This is a genomic window from Neobacillus sp. (assembly GCF_031988165.1).
GTDB lineage: Bacteria > Bacillota > Bacilli > Bacillales > Cytobacillaceae > Neobacillus > Neobacillus rhizosphaerae.
The window spans coordinates 144,775-158,688 of the sequence record NZ_DALZYO010000002.1 but is presented as its reverse complement, the minus strand read 5'-3'; the positions used below and the strand labels follow the sequence as shown (position 1 = coordinate 158,688).

Annotated in this window: 15 protein-coding genes; all 15 read right to left on the bottom strand. The window is 39.8% G+C overall.

The genetic code is table 11. The features are described from left to right. Positions 1-188: 188 nt before the first annotated feature. The 15 genes from RTR43_RS02165 to RTR43_RS02095 all read right to left on the bottom strand — a co-directional run bounded on the left by RTR43_RS02165 (position 189) and on the right by RTR43_RS02095 (position 13,901). A complete protein-coding gene (locus RTR43_RS02165; RefSeq protein ID WP_312469297.1) occupies positions 189-962 on the bottom strand; it encodes a ribonuclease HII in 774 nt (257 codons plus the stop codon). Between the two features lie 100 nt (positions 963-1,062). Next, positions 1,063-1,968, bottom strand: coding sequence for an L-serine ammonia-lyase, iron-sulfur-dependent, subunit alpha (sdaAA, locus tag RTR43_RS02160; RefSeq protein ID WP_312469295.1), 906 nt, complete (start codon positions 1,966-1,968; stop codon positions 1,063-1,065). A 30-nt stretch (positions 1,969-1,998) separates the two neighbouring features. Continuing rightward, on the bottom strand, positions 1,999-2,661 hold the full coding sequence (gene sdaAB, locus RTR43_RS02155; RefSeq protein ID WP_312469293.1) for an L-serine ammonia-lyase, iron-sulfur-dependent subunit beta: 663 nt from the start codon (positions 2,659-2,661) through the stop codon (positions 1,999-2,001). 177 nt (positions 2,662-2,838) lie between these two features. Continuing rightward, positions 2,839-3,705, bottom strand: a complete 867-nt coding sequence (gene ylqF / locus RTR43_RS02150) for a ribosome biogenesis GTPase YlqF (RefSeq protein ID WP_312469291.1) — start codon at positions 3,703-3,705, stop codon at positions 2,839-2,841. A 144-nt stretch (positions 3,706-3,849) separates the two neighbouring features. Then, the gene (gene lepB, locus RTR43_RS02145; RefSeq protein WP_248733602.1) at positions 3,850-4,407 is read right to left on the bottom strand and encodes a signal peptidase I; all 558 of its coding nucleotides are present in this window, start codon (positions 4,405-4,407) and stop codon (positions 3,850-3,852) included. A gap of 223 nt (positions 4,408-4,630) precedes the next feature. Next, positions 4,631-4,975 carry a 50S ribosomal protein L19 gene (gene rplS, locus RTR43_RS02140; RefSeq protein ID WP_312469289.1) on the bottom strand — a complete coding sequence of 115 codons (345 nt, stop codon included), beginning with the start codon at positions 4,973-4,975 and terminating at the stop codon, positions 4,631-4,633. Positions 4,976-5,119: 144 nt separating this feature from the next. Continuing rightward, positions 5,120-5,860, bottom strand: a complete 741-nt coding sequence (gene trmD / locus RTR43_RS02135) for a tRNA (guanosine(37)-N1)-methyltransferase TrmD (protein WP_312469365.1) — start codon at positions 5,858-5,860, stop codon at positions 5,120-5,122. Next, on the bottom strand, positions 5,860-6,378 hold the full coding sequence (gene rimM / locus RTR43_RS02130; RefSeq protein ID WP_312469288.1) for a ribosome maturation factor RimM: 519 nt from the start codon (positions 6,376-6,378) through the stop codon (positions 5,860-5,862). Before rimM ends, trmD begins: the two co-directional genes overlap by 1 nt. Before the next feature lie 12 nt (positions 6,379-6,390). Continuing rightward, positions 6,391-6,777 (bottom strand): YlqD family protein, encoded by a 387-nt coding sequence (locus RTR43_RS02125; RefSeq protein WP_312469287.1) that lies wholly within the window; start codon positions 6,775-6,777, stop codon positions 6,391-6,393. Positions 6,778-6,860: 83 nt separating this feature from the next. After that, positions 6,861-7,091: a KH domain-containing protein gene (locus tag RTR43_RS02120; RefSeq protein ID WP_312469286.1), complete on the bottom strand. Its 231-nt coding sequence runs from the start codon at positions 7,089-7,091 to the stop codon at positions 6,861-6,863. 11 nt (positions 7,092-7,102) lie between these two features. Then, entirely contained in the window at positions 7,103-7,375 is a 273-nt protein-coding gene (rpsP, locus tag RTR43_RS02115) for a 30S ribosomal protein S16 (protein WP_024030223.1), read from the bottom strand. Between the two features lie 109 nt (positions 7,376-7,484). Continuing rightward, positions 7,485-8,837: a signal recognition particle protein gene (ffh, locus tag RTR43_RS02110; RefSeq protein WP_312469285.1), complete on the bottom strand. Its 1,353-nt coding sequence runs from the start codon at positions 8,835-8,837 to the stop codon at positions 7,485-7,487. Positions 8,838-8,849: 12 nt separating this feature from the next. Then, on the bottom strand, positions 8,850-9,182 hold the full coding sequence (locus RTR43_RS02105; RefSeq protein WP_312469363.1) for a putative DNA-binding protein: 333 nt from the start codon (positions 9,180-9,182) through the stop codon (positions 8,850-8,852). A 151-nt stretch (positions 9,183-9,333) separates the two neighbouring features. Then, entirely contained in the window at positions 9,334-12,135 is a 2,802-nt protein-coding gene (locus tag RTR43_RS02100; protein ID WP_312469284.1) for a VWA domain-containing protein, read from the bottom strand. Next, positions 12,126-13,901 (bottom strand): vWA domain-containing protein, encoded by a 1,776-nt coding sequence (locus RTR43_RS02095; RefSeq protein WP_312469283.1) that lies wholly within the window; start codon positions 13,899-13,901, stop codon positions 12,126-12,128. The genes RTR43_RS02100 and RTR43_RS02095 overlap by 10 nt, the downstream gene beginning before the upstream one ends. Between the last annotated feature and the right edge of the window lie 13 nt (positions 13,902-13,914).

Sequence of the window (13,914 nt, the reverse complement as noted above, 5' to 3'; positions counted from 1 at the left end):
GTTTTCATTTTATATAATGACACATACCTTGTCCACCAATAAGCAAAAAATTATATTCATCTTTAAAAAATTCTGACTAATAAACCCTTATTTTCAGCATTACAATAGGATTTTTCTATTCTTTTTATTTTTTACTATAATAAAAAACTGACCGAATCCTGTTATAAATCTCGTCTAGTCTAGAAAAATTATTGATTGAAATAATCTTTGACGGGCGCGAAACTTTTCCGATGATAAGGTGTGATGCCGTGTTGTTCTATCGCTTGTAAATGCTCCTTTGTACCGTAGCCCATATTTTGCTGAAAACCATAGCCAGGAAACGTTAGCGAAATCTCCTTCATTAGCCTATCTCTAGCTACCTTTGCGACTATCGAAGCTGCAGCAATCGAAATACTTTTTGCATCCCCTTTAATAATCGATTCTGATGGATATGGGGTTTCAAGTTTCATCGCATCAATCAGTAAAAAATCCGGCTTTATATTTAACGAAACTATTGCAGACTTCATAGCCTTTTTTGTTGCTTCATAAATATTAACGACATCAATTTCCTTGGCATCAATCATCGAAATACTCACAGCAAGCGCTTCCTGTCTAATGAGTTCATCATATTCCTGCCGTTTTTTTTCGGAAAGCTTTTTGGAATCATCGATACCGGCTAAGAAAAAATCCTTTGGTAAAATGACAGCCGCAGCAACAACCGGGCCTGCAAGCGGACCTCTCCCCACTTCGTCGACACCAGCAATCAATTCAAATCCTTGAGTACGCCATTTATTTTCATATACGCACATTTCAAGGAATTTTTCTTCTAACCGACGTTCCTCCGCCATTTTCTTACGCCATTTGTGTATCAACTGTTGAACACCTTTACGTTCATCTTGAAGAATATTTAACAGATACGGATCATTCTCTGCTTTAATTTTTTCTAATTGTCTATTAATTTCTGTGATTGTTTGTATTTTCATTTTTTTCACCCGTTGTTATGATAACTTTTCATCGAACTTATTACAACAAACACGAAAAAGCACACAAAATTCGTGTGCTTCTCCATCATTGAAAATTCCTTTAGGAAATAACTAGGTCTTTGAGTTTAACAGTGTTACCACTGCCGAAAATTTCCTGTTCTAATCTTCTACCTGTAGGAGTCGCAGCAAGTCCACCCTCAGCGGTTTCCCTTAACGTTGAAGGCATCGATTGACCTATTAAGAACATAGCGTGAATGACCTCATCACATGGGATTCTGCTTGTTACTCCGGCCAGTGCCATATCCGCTGCAGTGATGGCATTGGATGCGCCCATTGCATTCCGTTTTACACAAGGAACTTCAACTAATCCTGCTACAGGATCACATACAAGTCCAAGCATATTCTTTAACGTGATGGCCATCGCCTCTGCAGCTTGCTTTGGTGTGCCGCCAGCTAATTCAACAATGGAAGCTGCCGCCATCCCGCTAGCAGAGCCTACTTCTGCTTGACAACCCCCTGCTGCACCAGAAATGGAAGCGTTATTAGCAACCACAAAACCAAAAGCTGCTGCTGTAAACAAAAATTCAATCATTTCCTCGCGGGTCGGATTCAATTTTTCTTTGACCGCAAATAATGTTCCTGGAACAACACCTGCTGAACCTGCAGTTGGGGTTGCACAAATCACTCCCATAGCGGCATTCACTTCGTTAGTGGCCACTGCTTTACTGACCGCATCTAATAATATGGTTCCGCCAAGTGCTTTCCCACTTTTAATATAGTTTTGGAGCAGCACAGCGTCTCCACCAGTTAAACCTGTATGTGAATGGACACCATTAAGACCTCTTTCGACCGCTTGTTCCATAATCATTAAATTCATATCCATTTTCGCGATTACTTCTTCTCTAGAAAGACCAGATACTTCTATTTCCTGACGGATCATGATCTCCGCAATTTTTACCTGATTGCCTTCTGCAAGTTCAACCAGCTCCGCAACATTCCGAAACATGATTTTACCTCCTGATCTCTGTCCATTTTTCTATTCAACCATACGAATGATTTGGGTTACATTTGCAAGATTTTTCAATTCCTCAATTACCATATCCTCGATTTTCTGGTCGACTTCAATGACCATTAAGGCCATTTCCCCTTTTTCCAACCTTGCAACCTCCATATGGCCAATATTAATTTCACATCTTGATAAGATACTTGTCACCGCCGAAATAATTCCAAATCGATCTTGATGAACAACCAAGACAGCAGGATGTTCGCCAGATAATTTTAACGGAAAAGAGTTTAATTCCGTAATTTCAATGGTACCTCCACCAATGGAAATCCCAACCATTTCTAGTTTATCTTGTCCATCAAATAAATTTATTTTAACAGTATTTGGATGATTCGTTATTGCTTCTTCTGTACGAAAAATCACCTCAATACCCTTTTCCTGTGCAATTTCCAAAGATTTTGGCATTCGTTCATCAAAGGTATCAAAATCTAACAAGCCTGCAATAATGGCAAAATCTGTTCCATGCCCCTTATAAGTTTTGGCAAATGACCCGTATAGTGAAATAATTGCTTTCTTTGGAAGCTTTCCGAACAAGGTCCTTGCAACCCTACCAATACGAGCTGCACCCGCTGTATGAGAGCTTGACGGCCCAATCATAACGGGACCGATAATATCAAAAGCCGATCGATATTTCATTTTGAACGCTCCTTTAAATCTTATGAGTCTTCTTCCGTTACCAAACAAGAACTTTCTTTTCAATTTATTTTACGAGAAATACCACAAGGTAACTAGAGAAAAATCTTGGTAAAAGAAAGTGGACTGACATGACAACAAATAAGCTCTCCCATTAGGAGAGCTCGATTCATTCAGCCACTATTCTTTTTCAATCATGAAATCAACTGGTCGCTCAAATGTAATCCGGCCAAATTTTTCCGACCTAATTTCTCTTATCACCAATTCCGAAACTTTATCATAATCGACGATACCACCAGCCATTAGGCACCCCCGAAGTACTCCTATATGATCAAACATTTCTACCACATTTTCAGGTAGCCTATCAAGGTTATATCGTTCCTTTAAACGATCAGGATAGGCACGTTCCAAAAATCTTAGTGAGTAAACGGTTAGGTCTTGGAGATTTAATAATGTATCCTTAATCGCGCCAGTAATGGCCAGTTTCATCCCAACCTCTTGATCCTCAAATTTCGGCCATAGAATACCTGGAGTATCCAATAATTCCATTTCCTTACCAACCTTTATCCATTGTTGTGATTTTGTAACCCCTGGGGTATTACCAGTCTTAGCAATGTTTCTTTTGGCAAGGCGATTTATTAGGGTTGATTTTCCAGCGTTCGGAATACCAACAATCATAGCACGAATCGCTCTTGGCTTCACACCTTTTGCCCTTAAGCGATCAAATTTCTCTTTGAGAATTTCATTTGAGGCTTGGACAATATTTTTCATTCCTTCTCCAGCATGAGAATTAATCGCAAGGGCTTTTATCCCCTTGGCTGCAAAGTAGGCAATCCACTCCCGAGTCACGACTTTATCAGCCATATCTGCTTTATTGAGTAGGACTAACCTTGGTTTATGCTGAATAATTTCATCAATCATTGGATTTCTTGAGGAATACGGTATACGGCAATCGACCAATTCAAAAATAATATCAACCAGTTTTAATTTTTCCGTGACCTCTCTACGAGCCTTGGCCATATGGCCAGGAAACCATTGGATCGTCAAAGCTGCCACCTCCTATAAAAGCATAAGCGCCTTGACCAGCCCCGACAAGCATAAGAAAAGCCGTCAAGAAGGTTGTTTTTTAACCTTCATAACGGATTGGCTTATGACCTCGAGTGGCTAGGCGCTGAAGCTGGATAGTAAACTCTATTTTACTGTAACAATATGTGCATCCTTAATCGGCCAGTAAACCATATTTGTTTTGCCGATTACTTTACTCATCGGGACTGTCCCGATATGCCTTGAGTCCTTGCTGAAGCGCCGGTTATCACCCATGACAAACAACTCCCCTTTTGGAACTGTTTTCCGACCTATTTTTTCTTCCAAAGTAAATGGTTCCGTTAATGGACCATCCTCAGCTTTTTTCTTATATTCATCCAAATAGGGTTCTTTATAAGCTTTTCCATTCACATATAAGATATCATCTTTATACTCGATAGTGTCGCCTGGAAGTCCAATCACACGTTTTATGTAATCCTTTTTCTCAGGGGCATGAAAGACAATGATATCAAATCGCTTCGGTGTGCCAATATCATAGCTGAATTTATTGACAATCATTCGATCTTGGTCTTTCAATGTCGGCATCATAGATAAGCCATCCACTACAATTGGAGCAAAAAGAAAGTACCGAATAACTGCTGCTAGGGCCACCGCAATCACCAGGGCCTTCGTCCATTCCCATAGTTCATTTTTCTTTTTTGTCATACAATCCCCACCAATCACTAATAAAAAAATGTTTTATAAAGACTATTTTACATAACTTAAACATATTTAACACGATGGGATAATGTTTTTTAATCAAACTTTAATAATTTGTTTAAAAAACAGCAACAATTTAATCAAGCCCTTATCATTATTCTTTCAATAGTTTGAGAAGATATGTATAAAAAAAGAGCCTGCTCCTAAAGCAAGCTCTTTCCTTTTCATATTAGCGGATCTCTTTAATTCTTGCTTTTTTACCGCGAAGGTTACGCAAGTAGTAAAGTTTAGCACGGCGAACTTTACCGCGACGAATTACTTCTAGCTTCGCAATTTTTGGTGTGTTAACAGGGAAAGTACGCTCAACGCCTACTCCGTAAGAAATTTTACGAACTGTGAAAGTTTCGCTAATTCCACCACCACGACGCTTAATCACTACACCTTCAAATAACTGAATACGCTCGCGAGTACCCTCGACAACTTTAACGTGTACACGTACAGTATCACCAGGACGGAACGCAGGAAGATCAGAACGAAGTTGTTCTTTTGTGATTTCTTCGATAATTTTATGCATCGTTTTCAACTCCTTCCAACAGACGCTCATGCACATCTACTAACTGTTTCATTGCAGCGGAACATCATTATAAGACCATTATCTGATTAGTATCAGTTCAAGTCACAAGAAGTATCATATCATAATTGTTGCGTACTCGCAACACTACTCGTAATCTTTTTTTACTTCTTGTAGCCATTTTTCTTGCTCGGGTGTTAACTCCATTTTATCGAATAGATCAGGTCTTCTTAATAGCGTACGACGTAACGCTTCTTTATTACGCCATTCTTCAATTAACTTATGGTTTCCTGAAAGTAGCACATCAGGTACCTTCATCCCCCGGAATTCGGCGGGTCTAGTGTAGTGTGGATGTTCTAAAAGACCTGTGCTAAAAGAATCTTTCATATGGGATTCTTGATTGCCTAACACCTCTGGTAAAAGGCGGACAACACTGTCGACCACAACCATCGCTCCAAGCTCGCCACCAGTCAGGACATAATCTCCGATTGATATTTCATCTGTTACCACATGTTCACGGATTCGCTCATCATAGCCCTCATAATGGCCGCAGATAAAAATAAGGTGCTCTTCCTTTGCCAGTTCCTCTGCTTTACGCTGATCATATCGTTCGCCCTGAGGACATAAGAGAATCACTCTAGGTTGATTACTTTTTGCTTTTTCTTTAAGGGTTTCAACAGCATCAAAAATTGGCTGCGGCATTAATACCATGCCAGCCCCGCCGCCATACGGGTAGTCATCAACGGTTGCATGTTTGTTATCAGCATACTCGCGGAAATTAACGACGTTATAGGTAACGGCCGATTTCTCTGCCGCTTTTTGTAACATGGATTGTCCCAGCACCCCAGAAAACATTTCCGGAAATAATGTGAGAATATCAATTTGCATCATGAAAGTAACCCTTCCATCGGGTCGATAATGATAGTTTTTTCTTTTACATCAACCTTCTTGACCACATCATGAATATAAGGAATCAATACTTCTTTTCCACCTTTACCCTTAACAACCCAAACGTCATTAGCACCAGGTGAGAGAATTTCAGTAATCTTCCCAATTTCTTCTCCTTCAGTTGTCGATACAAGGCATCCGATTATTTCGTGGTAATAAAATTCATCTTCTTCTAAGGCACCAAGCTGTGATTCAGGTACCTTTAGAATTCCGTCCCTAAACTTTTCAACTTCATTGATATTATGAAAGCCTTCAAATGAAAGTATTTCAAAATTTTTATGGGTTCGGTGGCTTTTGACTGTTAGTTCAATCGGAGTATTTGAATTAGGCATAAATAAATATAATACATTCCCGACCTTATATCGTTTCTCTGGGAAATCTGTTTTTGAAATAACTCGCACTTCACCTTTTATCCCTTGAGTATTGACGATTTTCCCAACGTTGAACCATTTTTCCATTTGCATACACCTCTAACGTATATCTTCTATTATTCCGTCTTTGATGATAATTACAGGTTGTCCCAGCCGTTCGTCCCATTTATCTCCAATATTTATTTCGACAAGGGCCTGAACTTCCTTTTCTTTTAATTCACTGCCTAATGGTAGGATATGTAATTGTTCGATTTGAAACTCAAGAAGCTTTGTTTTTTCCTTGCGCATTTGAATTTCTTTTTTAAAATGTGTTCTCAACGCCCCAGATGAAAAGGTTTTTGTCTTTTCGACCCGTTTCAGTTCGAACTGGAGTTGATCACATTCCTTCTGAAGCTGCAGATTTCGCTCATAGTAGTTATCAAAAAGCTGTTGTCTGCTCTTTTCTGTTAAAATTTGCTTCACTACAACTGTTTGAATTATTTGCATAAGATAGCCTCCTTCACACTTCTGCTTTTCTTATAGCAAAAAAGGGAGGAAATTATCCCTCCCTTTCATCTAGATGCAAAAAGCTATTCACCAATTTCTAGAAAAATTTTCTTATGTTGTGATGATCCTGCTGCATATACAACAGTTCTAATGGCCTTTGCAACACGCCCCTGCTTACCAATCACTTTCCCCATGTCTGTTTTGTTAACAGATAACTGATAGGTTATACGTGAATCGTCTTCCGCGATATCCACACGAACATCTTCTGGAAAATCAACTAAGGGCTTCACAATCGTTTCGATTAATTGTTTCATAGTGATTACGATTACTTGCTTAATTTTGCATTATGGAATTTTTCCATGATGCCTTGGTTTGAGAAAAGATTACGAACGGTATCAGATGGTTTCGCACCATCTTTTAACCATTTAAGAACTAATTCTTCGTTGATTTCTACTTTAGCTGGTTGAGTAACTGGATTGTAAGTTCCAACGATTTCAATGTAACGTCCGTCACGTGGAGAACGAGAATCTGCTACTACGATACGATAGAAAGGAGTTTTTTTAGCTCCCATACGTTTTAAACGAATTTTAACTGCCATTTTAAATAAGCACCTCCGAATAGTTTCACACAAGATAGTATAATATCAATTATTATTTCATTTGTAAAGTGTTTTTTCTTTACAGTGAGTATTGCCAATTTTGAACAACTTAAAACGGTTTGAAAGGAAGTTTAAAACCGCCTTTTTTCTTGCTTTTTTGTTGCATCCCTGTCATTTGCTTCATCATTTTTTTCATATCTTCAAATTGCTTCAGCAAACGGTTAACCTCAGTGACAGACCGTCCACTACCTTTTGCAATTCGTGTTTTACGTTTTGAGTTCAAGATTTCAGGATTGTTTTTTTCTGCCTTTGTCATCGATTGAATAATGGCTTCAACATGGGAAATTTGCTTTTCATCAATTTGAAGATTATTCAACCCTTTGATTTTGTTTGCCCCAGGCATCATCTTTAATAATTCATCAAGCGGACCAAGATTCCGAACCTGGCCAAGCTGTTCCAAAAAATCCTCCAGCGTAAACGTTGCTGTCCGCATCTTCTGTTCTAACTCTTTCGCCTTTTGTTCGTCGACATTTGCCTGTGCTTTTTCAATCAGTGTCAGCACATCACCCATACCTAAAATCCGTGAGGCCATTCGTTCCGGGTGAAACGGCTCCAAAGCATCCATTTTCTCGCCCAGTCCGACAAATTTAATCGGCGTTTGTGTGACAGCACGGATTGAAAGTGCGGCCCCACCCCTTGTATCACCATCGAGCTTTGTTAACACAACCCCAGTGAGTCCAAGTTGTTCATTAAAGCTTTGGGCAACATTGACAGCATCCTGACCAGTCATTGCATCAACAACAAGAAAAATTTCATCCGGTTTAGTTAATTCTTTAATGTCCTTCAACTCGTCCATTAACGCTTCATCAACGTGAAGTCGACCAGCAGTATCAATCAAGACATAATCATGATGCTCTTCTTTAGCCTTTTCAATTGCTTGTTTGGCAATTTCTACCGGACTGACTTGATCGCCGAGCGAGAAAACTGGCATGTCTAATTGTTTGCCAAGAGTTTGAAGCTGCTTTATAGCCGCTGGACGGTAAATATCGGCAGCAACAAGCAAGGGGTTGCGATTATACTTCTTCCGAAGCAAGAGCGAAAGCTTCCCAGTTGTCGTTGTTTTACCAGCACCTTGCAACCCAACCATCATAATGACAGTCGGAGGACGATTGGATGCAGCAATCTTGCTTTGCTCGCCTCCCATTAAGGCAGTCAATTCCTCATTAACGATTTTAATGATTTGCTGACCTGGAGTTAAGCTTTTTAGTACTTCTTGCCCTACTGCACGTTCGCTAACTTTTTTCACAAAATCTTTAACGACTTTGAAATTTACGTCTGCTTCCAGTAGTGCAAGGCGGACTTCACGCATCATTTCTTTGACATCCGCTTCAGAGACCTTGCCTTTTCCACGGATTTTTTGGATTGTATTTTGCAGTCGGTCGGCTAATCCTTCAAATGCCATTCATGCCGCCTCCTAATCTAATTTCTCAAGCTTGGCAACGGTTTCTAACATCGCCTGCTTTGAAGGGTTCTCCACAATAAGCAATTCTTTTACGTGACTGATTAGTTTCGCGCGCTCTTGAAATTTCAGAAATAATTGTAGTTTTTCTTCATACTCCTCAAGCATTGCTTCCGTCCGTTTAATATTATCATATACGGCCTGACGACTTACATCATACTCTTCGGCAATTTCTCCAAGGGAGTAATCATCTAAATAATAGAGAGACATATAGCTTTGCTGCTTTGGTGTTAACAACGAATAGTAAAAATCATAAAGATAATTCATTCGTGTTGTCTTTTCAAGCATCATGCAAGGGTTCCCTCCAATACCATTGTTAAGTGAAAAGCCTTTACAAAAGTAGTTTACACAGTCTAACTATTTCTGTCAAGAAAATATCTTTACATATATGTGATGTTAGCAACCCATAACCCCTGCTTTTCATGCTCCCCTTCCTATATTACTTCTTTCTTTTCTTTGCTTCAAGCAAACGTTTCATTCGTTCTTCTTTTTCTTCAGGGGACACAACCGCAACGGTTTGCTTCCTTTTAACAGGAGTGGTTTGCTCCTGATCCTGCCGTTTTTCCTTCTTTATTTCTTGCTTAGATTCTGCTTTTGTAAATTCCCTCTTGTTTTCAACATTAGCTTTTATTTTTGCTTTCGCCCTTGAAAGCTGCTGAAGGACTTCTGTGCCTCCTTGCTCACCTTTTTTTGAAGTTTTCTTTAGCAGGTGTAGCAATGAACGGAATGGCTGGAAGCCTAATCTCCTGAGCAGAATCTCGAACACCAGTAACAGAAAGGCAGCCAGTAAGAGCCATTCACTAATTGATTCTTTCTTTTTAGGTTTTTGCTTTAGAGGTCTGAACGCTTCTTTTGCCGTTTTAAGTTCTTTTCCGCCAGTAAGGACCGCCAGCTCTCTTAATAACTCATGATTTGTCCCTTTTAACAAATACTCATCAGAATAGGGTACCGAAAATCCTGTTTGGAATAATTTATCTTGTCCACCCTCGGTCGTTTGTTTCACCCGCAAAAAATACATCCCCGGTTTATTAGGAAATTTCACTTCAAATTCTCCCGGAGCTGTAGGTTTAGAATTGGTATCCATAACGATCCCATTTTGCGAAACAACTGATACATCAAGCGGAAGAAATTGACCATCCTCCGCTTTTAAATGGACCACCGTATTACCATTTTCTTTTTCAATTGTAAAACGGAACGGCTCACTATCAAAATGTGGCAGTGACTTTGCAACAATCTGATTTAAAAAATTCGGCCAGTTTGCCCAGTTTGCCCAGTCACCAGACCATTTTCCCGTCATATCAGAAGTAAAGGCTAGACTCGTACCTAAACCATAATGCCACTGGGCAAGAATCGGATCCTTTTTTTCACTAATGAGTGGCACCTCAGCTCTAGTTTTCGCAGTTACAGCGATATAAGCATTCATTTTAGGAATGCCGTTTTGAAAAATAGCTGTCCATTCCGGGTAGGGCTGTACAGCCGGATAAAAAGGATGATCTTCAATATAGGTTCTCGTTGTCATCACAGTTTCCCTTGAAAGAATGCTCGGAATAACCGAAGCATCTGTCACATCGTAAAATCTTCCCTTCCCCTGTCCGGCAAGATCTTCTAACAAGTTTCGATCAGCATCAGATCCTAATGCTACCGTTGACAATGTAATATGATTTTCCTTGCCCTTTTCAATCAATGATTGATAATCGCCACCAGCCGCAGACTGTCCATCCGTCAATAAAATAATGTGCTTTCGTTGTAGCTTTAAATCCTTTAACTCTTGATAGGCCTTTTCAAGGGAAGGATAAATATTCGTTCCACCCCCAACAGAAACAGAACGGATTTTTTCAATCACTTTCTTCTTGTTCTCGAGCGGCGCGGTTTCAACAATCACCCACGGCCGGTCATCAAAGGCAATAAAGCCAAGCGTATCTTTTTCTCGCAATAACTCCACCGACCTGGCTGCTGCTTCCTTCGCTAATGTCAGTTTATTACCGCTCATACTACCGGATCGATCAATGACAATCACCAATCCAAGAGAGGGCATCTCTTTCTTCCCTTTAATGTCCATATCGACCGGCAACAGCTTTTCAATTGGTGTTTTAAAATAGCCGCCGAGGCCAAAGCTGTCCTCGCCACCGAGCATCACAAAGCCTGTCCCAAATTCTTTGACTGCTTTTTCAATCAAGTTCATTTGCTGTTCAGTGACCTTCGTTCCAGGGACATTATTAAAAATAATCGATTGGTATTGTAAAAATCCCGCCAAGGTCGTTGGAAGCTTCTCAGGAATAAGCCTGTCAACGATTAATCCTGAGGATTGTAATATCTTCACTAAGGGGTCCTCCTGATTACCTTGAACAACGAGTACTCTTGGTGTTCCCTTGACATTCGTTACAGCATAAAGGGAATTATTCTCAATAAAAGTATCCCCTTCTGCGGCTAATTCCGCCTTAAAAATGGACATTCCCGGTTCGGATGCTATATGTGAAAAAGAAAACTCATTTTGACCTTCTTTTACTAATACTTGTTTATGGAGAATATCTTGGTTGTTTACTGAAATCCGTAATTCAGCACTTTTTTCAACGTTACTTGCAATCGATACAGTTAGATTTGCTTTTTCTCCCTCGTAAAGGGCAGGAGCGACATCTAGCTTCGTGATGGACATATCCTCACGGAATTTTTGCTTGAATTGAACATAATCTAACTCAAGGTTCTGATTTTTTAATAGTTTTGCGGCCTCTTTGCTATTGCCCGCGGTCTCATTTCCGTCAGATAACAAGACAATCCGTCCGCTTTGCTCAGGTTTCAACATAGAAGCAGCAAAACTAATTCCCTCTTCCAGATTGGTTTCATCAGTTTTCAATTTTCCGTTATATTGATCTAAAACTGTTTTTTTATTTGAAAGAGATTGTTCGACAATCGCGCCATCAGCAAACGATGCTACCGCAAATGTTTGATTACCTTTCTTAGATTGGATGCTCTCGTCAAGCCAATCCAATACTCCATTTTCCGCATCTTCAAAACTTGCTGAGCGGTCTGTAAGAAAAATAATCATTTCCTCTTTGATTGGCAACAGAATTTGCGGCATAGTTAGCGCAAATATAATCAATAAAAATAGAAAAGCTCTAAGGCAGCCAATTACCACTTTTTCTGGACTTCTTGATGTGTTTATTTGTTTAAAATATAGATAGATTAGGAAAAAAGCGGGTATTAATAGAACAAGAAAGATGGGAAACTTAAGCTCTACATCCACCTTCTATACACCTCCCATTCCATCATAAGCAGTAATAGCACACAGAGGGTCAGCCAAAACCATAGTGATTCATTTGGCTTCAACGTCTGCTCAGAATCATATGTCTTTGAACTATTCAATATAAAGGATGGGGCAGTCTCCGGTTTTTTTTCACGATCATCAAGAAGAACAGAGAAATAATAGACTTGACCATCAGCAACTGCTTGATAAATGCCCGGTTTGTAAGGGGCTTTAAAATTTTCCTTATTTAACTGAAGCGACGATAAGCTTTTTCCAGCGGAATTATAAATTTCCAATACAGATTTTTTAGTTTCAAGCTGAAGCCATTTTTCCTCTCCAGGCTGAAAGTAGCCAAGAAAGCCTGTTTGCTTTGATAACCACTGATAGCTGTTATAGAGAAAGATTGGAAAACCCGGGTGAAGTGGCCAATCCGTGTTTTCAAGTGAAAAATTTACGAGGATAACCGGCTGTCCATTTAGTGTTCCGGTTTGAATCAATGGATGATTGCCGCTGGTTACAACGTTTTCCCAGTTTCCCTTTATCGGGCTGGTTGCATACTTTATGTAGGTTTTGTCGATATCAACATATTCTGTTAACGGCGAATCCGTGCTCGTTATCGGTTCCTTTAGTTCAATGAGTTCATCCTCAGTTTGTTTATTATTGATATAAATGGTCGGCATTTTCGGTAAATCAACAACAGGTAGCCCTTCTGCCAGAATGATTCCACTGTCCTTTAACCCTAAAGCGCGGTTTTGATCAAGCTGTACCGTTTTGAATCCCAGGGTTTCCATTCCCTTAATAAAAAAGGGATTCACTCCGCCAAGTGCATGAATGGTTGGATTAAACACTGTGTAAACGGCCGTTAATTCATTGTCAGCCGCATACTGATCTCCTGCTTTTATTTTAGCTTGATAAAAGCGACGCTGTGGCAAATCAGGAACATTGATCACCACTTGTTTTCCAGGTGGAATCGTTACTTCCTGTTGATAATCGATCGAATCCTCACTTGTAATAACAAAGGGAATTGTTTTCGATTTCTTTCCTTGGTTTTCCAAAACTGCCAGCCCAGAAATTCGTTTTTCTTTTCCAGCAACCCCAAAGGACAAAATGGCAACATTATCTTGGATGCCGTCAGCATTATGAATTTCATAGGGAATATTATCAAGGTCTGCCTGGATGTCTTCCTTTTTCACTGAATCAGAAAATAAATGAATCACCGTTTCGCTGTTTTGCACAAGAGATTCTGCGAGCTTTACGGCCTTTTCGATATTTTCATGGTCGTAAGTTACAGTAAGCCCCGCAATCGTCCTGTGAATCAGGCCGGCATTGGTTTCCCGATTCAAAAGTATTTTTGGCTTCTCTCCGGCGATAATCACGGTTACTTCTTGACCATTTAAGCGATCAACCATTTGCTTCATCTGTTGTTTTGACTGTTCAATGAGTGGTTTATCAGCCTTCACCGCTGACATGGTAGCGGATGTATCAACAATCCAAATAATCTGTTCTCCCTTTACTCCCTCCGAGAGCCAAACTGGTTTTGCCAAAGCAAGCATTAATAAAGTGAGAGCAGCAATTTGCAGCCAAAATAAGAGATTATGCTGTAATTTTTGAATCCAGGGCGAGGCATTCCATTCATTCATTGCCTGCTGCCAAAGGAGGTTAGATGGGTTGATGACAGCTGTGTATTGTTTACGGAAAAAATATAACAACACAACCAAGGCGATCAAAATGACGAGGATAAAAAACAGTGTGTTTGTAAAGTACATCTTAATCACCTCT

Bases quoted from the DNA above. Each gene is read 5' to 3' on its own strand.
- rpsP (WP_024030223.1), bottom strand. From the start codon at position 7,375: ATGGCAGTTAAAATTCGTTTAAAACGTATGGGAGCTAAAAAAACTCCT.
- rplS (WP_312469289.1), bottom strand. From the start codon at position 4,975: ATGCATAAAATTATCGAAGAAATCACAAAAGAACAACTTCGTTCTGAT.
- RTR43_RS02125 (WP_312469287.1), bottom strand. From the start codon at position 6,777: ATGCAAATAATTCAAACAGTTGTAGTGAAGCAAATTTTAACAGAAAAG.
- trmD (WP_312469365.1), bottom strand. From the start codon at position 5,860: ATGCAAATTGATATTCTCACATTATTTCCGGAAATGTTTTCTGGGGTG.
- ffh (WP_312469285.1), bottom strand. From the start codon at position 8,837: ATGGCATTTGAAGGATTAGCCGACCGACTGCAAAATACAATCCAAAAA.
- RTR43_RS02165 (WP_312469297.1), bottom strand. From the start codon at position 962: ATGAAAATACAAACAATCACAGAAATTAATAGACAATTAGAAAAAATT.
- RTR43_RS02120 (WP_312469286.1), bottom strand. From the start codon at position 7,091: ATGAAACAATTAATCGAAACGATTGTGAAGCCCTTAGTTGATTTTCCA.
- rimM (WP_312469288.1), bottom strand. From the start codon at position 6,378: ATGGAAAAATGGTTCAACGTTGGGAAAATCGTCAATACTCAAGGGATA.
- lepB (WP_248733602.1), bottom strand. From the start codon at position 4,407: ATGACAAAAAAGAAAAATGAACTATGGGAATGGACGAAGGCCCTGGTG.
- sdaAA (WP_312469295.1), bottom strand. From the start codon at position 1,968: ATGTTTCGGAATGTTGCGGAGCTGGTTGAACTTGCAGAAGGCAATCAG.
- sdaAB (WP_312469293.1), bottom strand. From the start codon at position 2,661: ATGAAATATCGATCGGCTTTTGATATTATCGGTCCCGTTATGATTGGG.
- RTR43_RS02095 (WP_312469283.1), bottom strand. From the start codon at position 13,901: ATGTACTTTACAAACACACTGTTTTTTATCCTCGTCATTTTGATCGCC.
- RTR43_RS02105 (WP_312469363.1), bottom strand. From the start codon at position 9,182: ATGCTTGAAAAGACAACACGAATGAATTATCTTTATGATTTTTACTAT.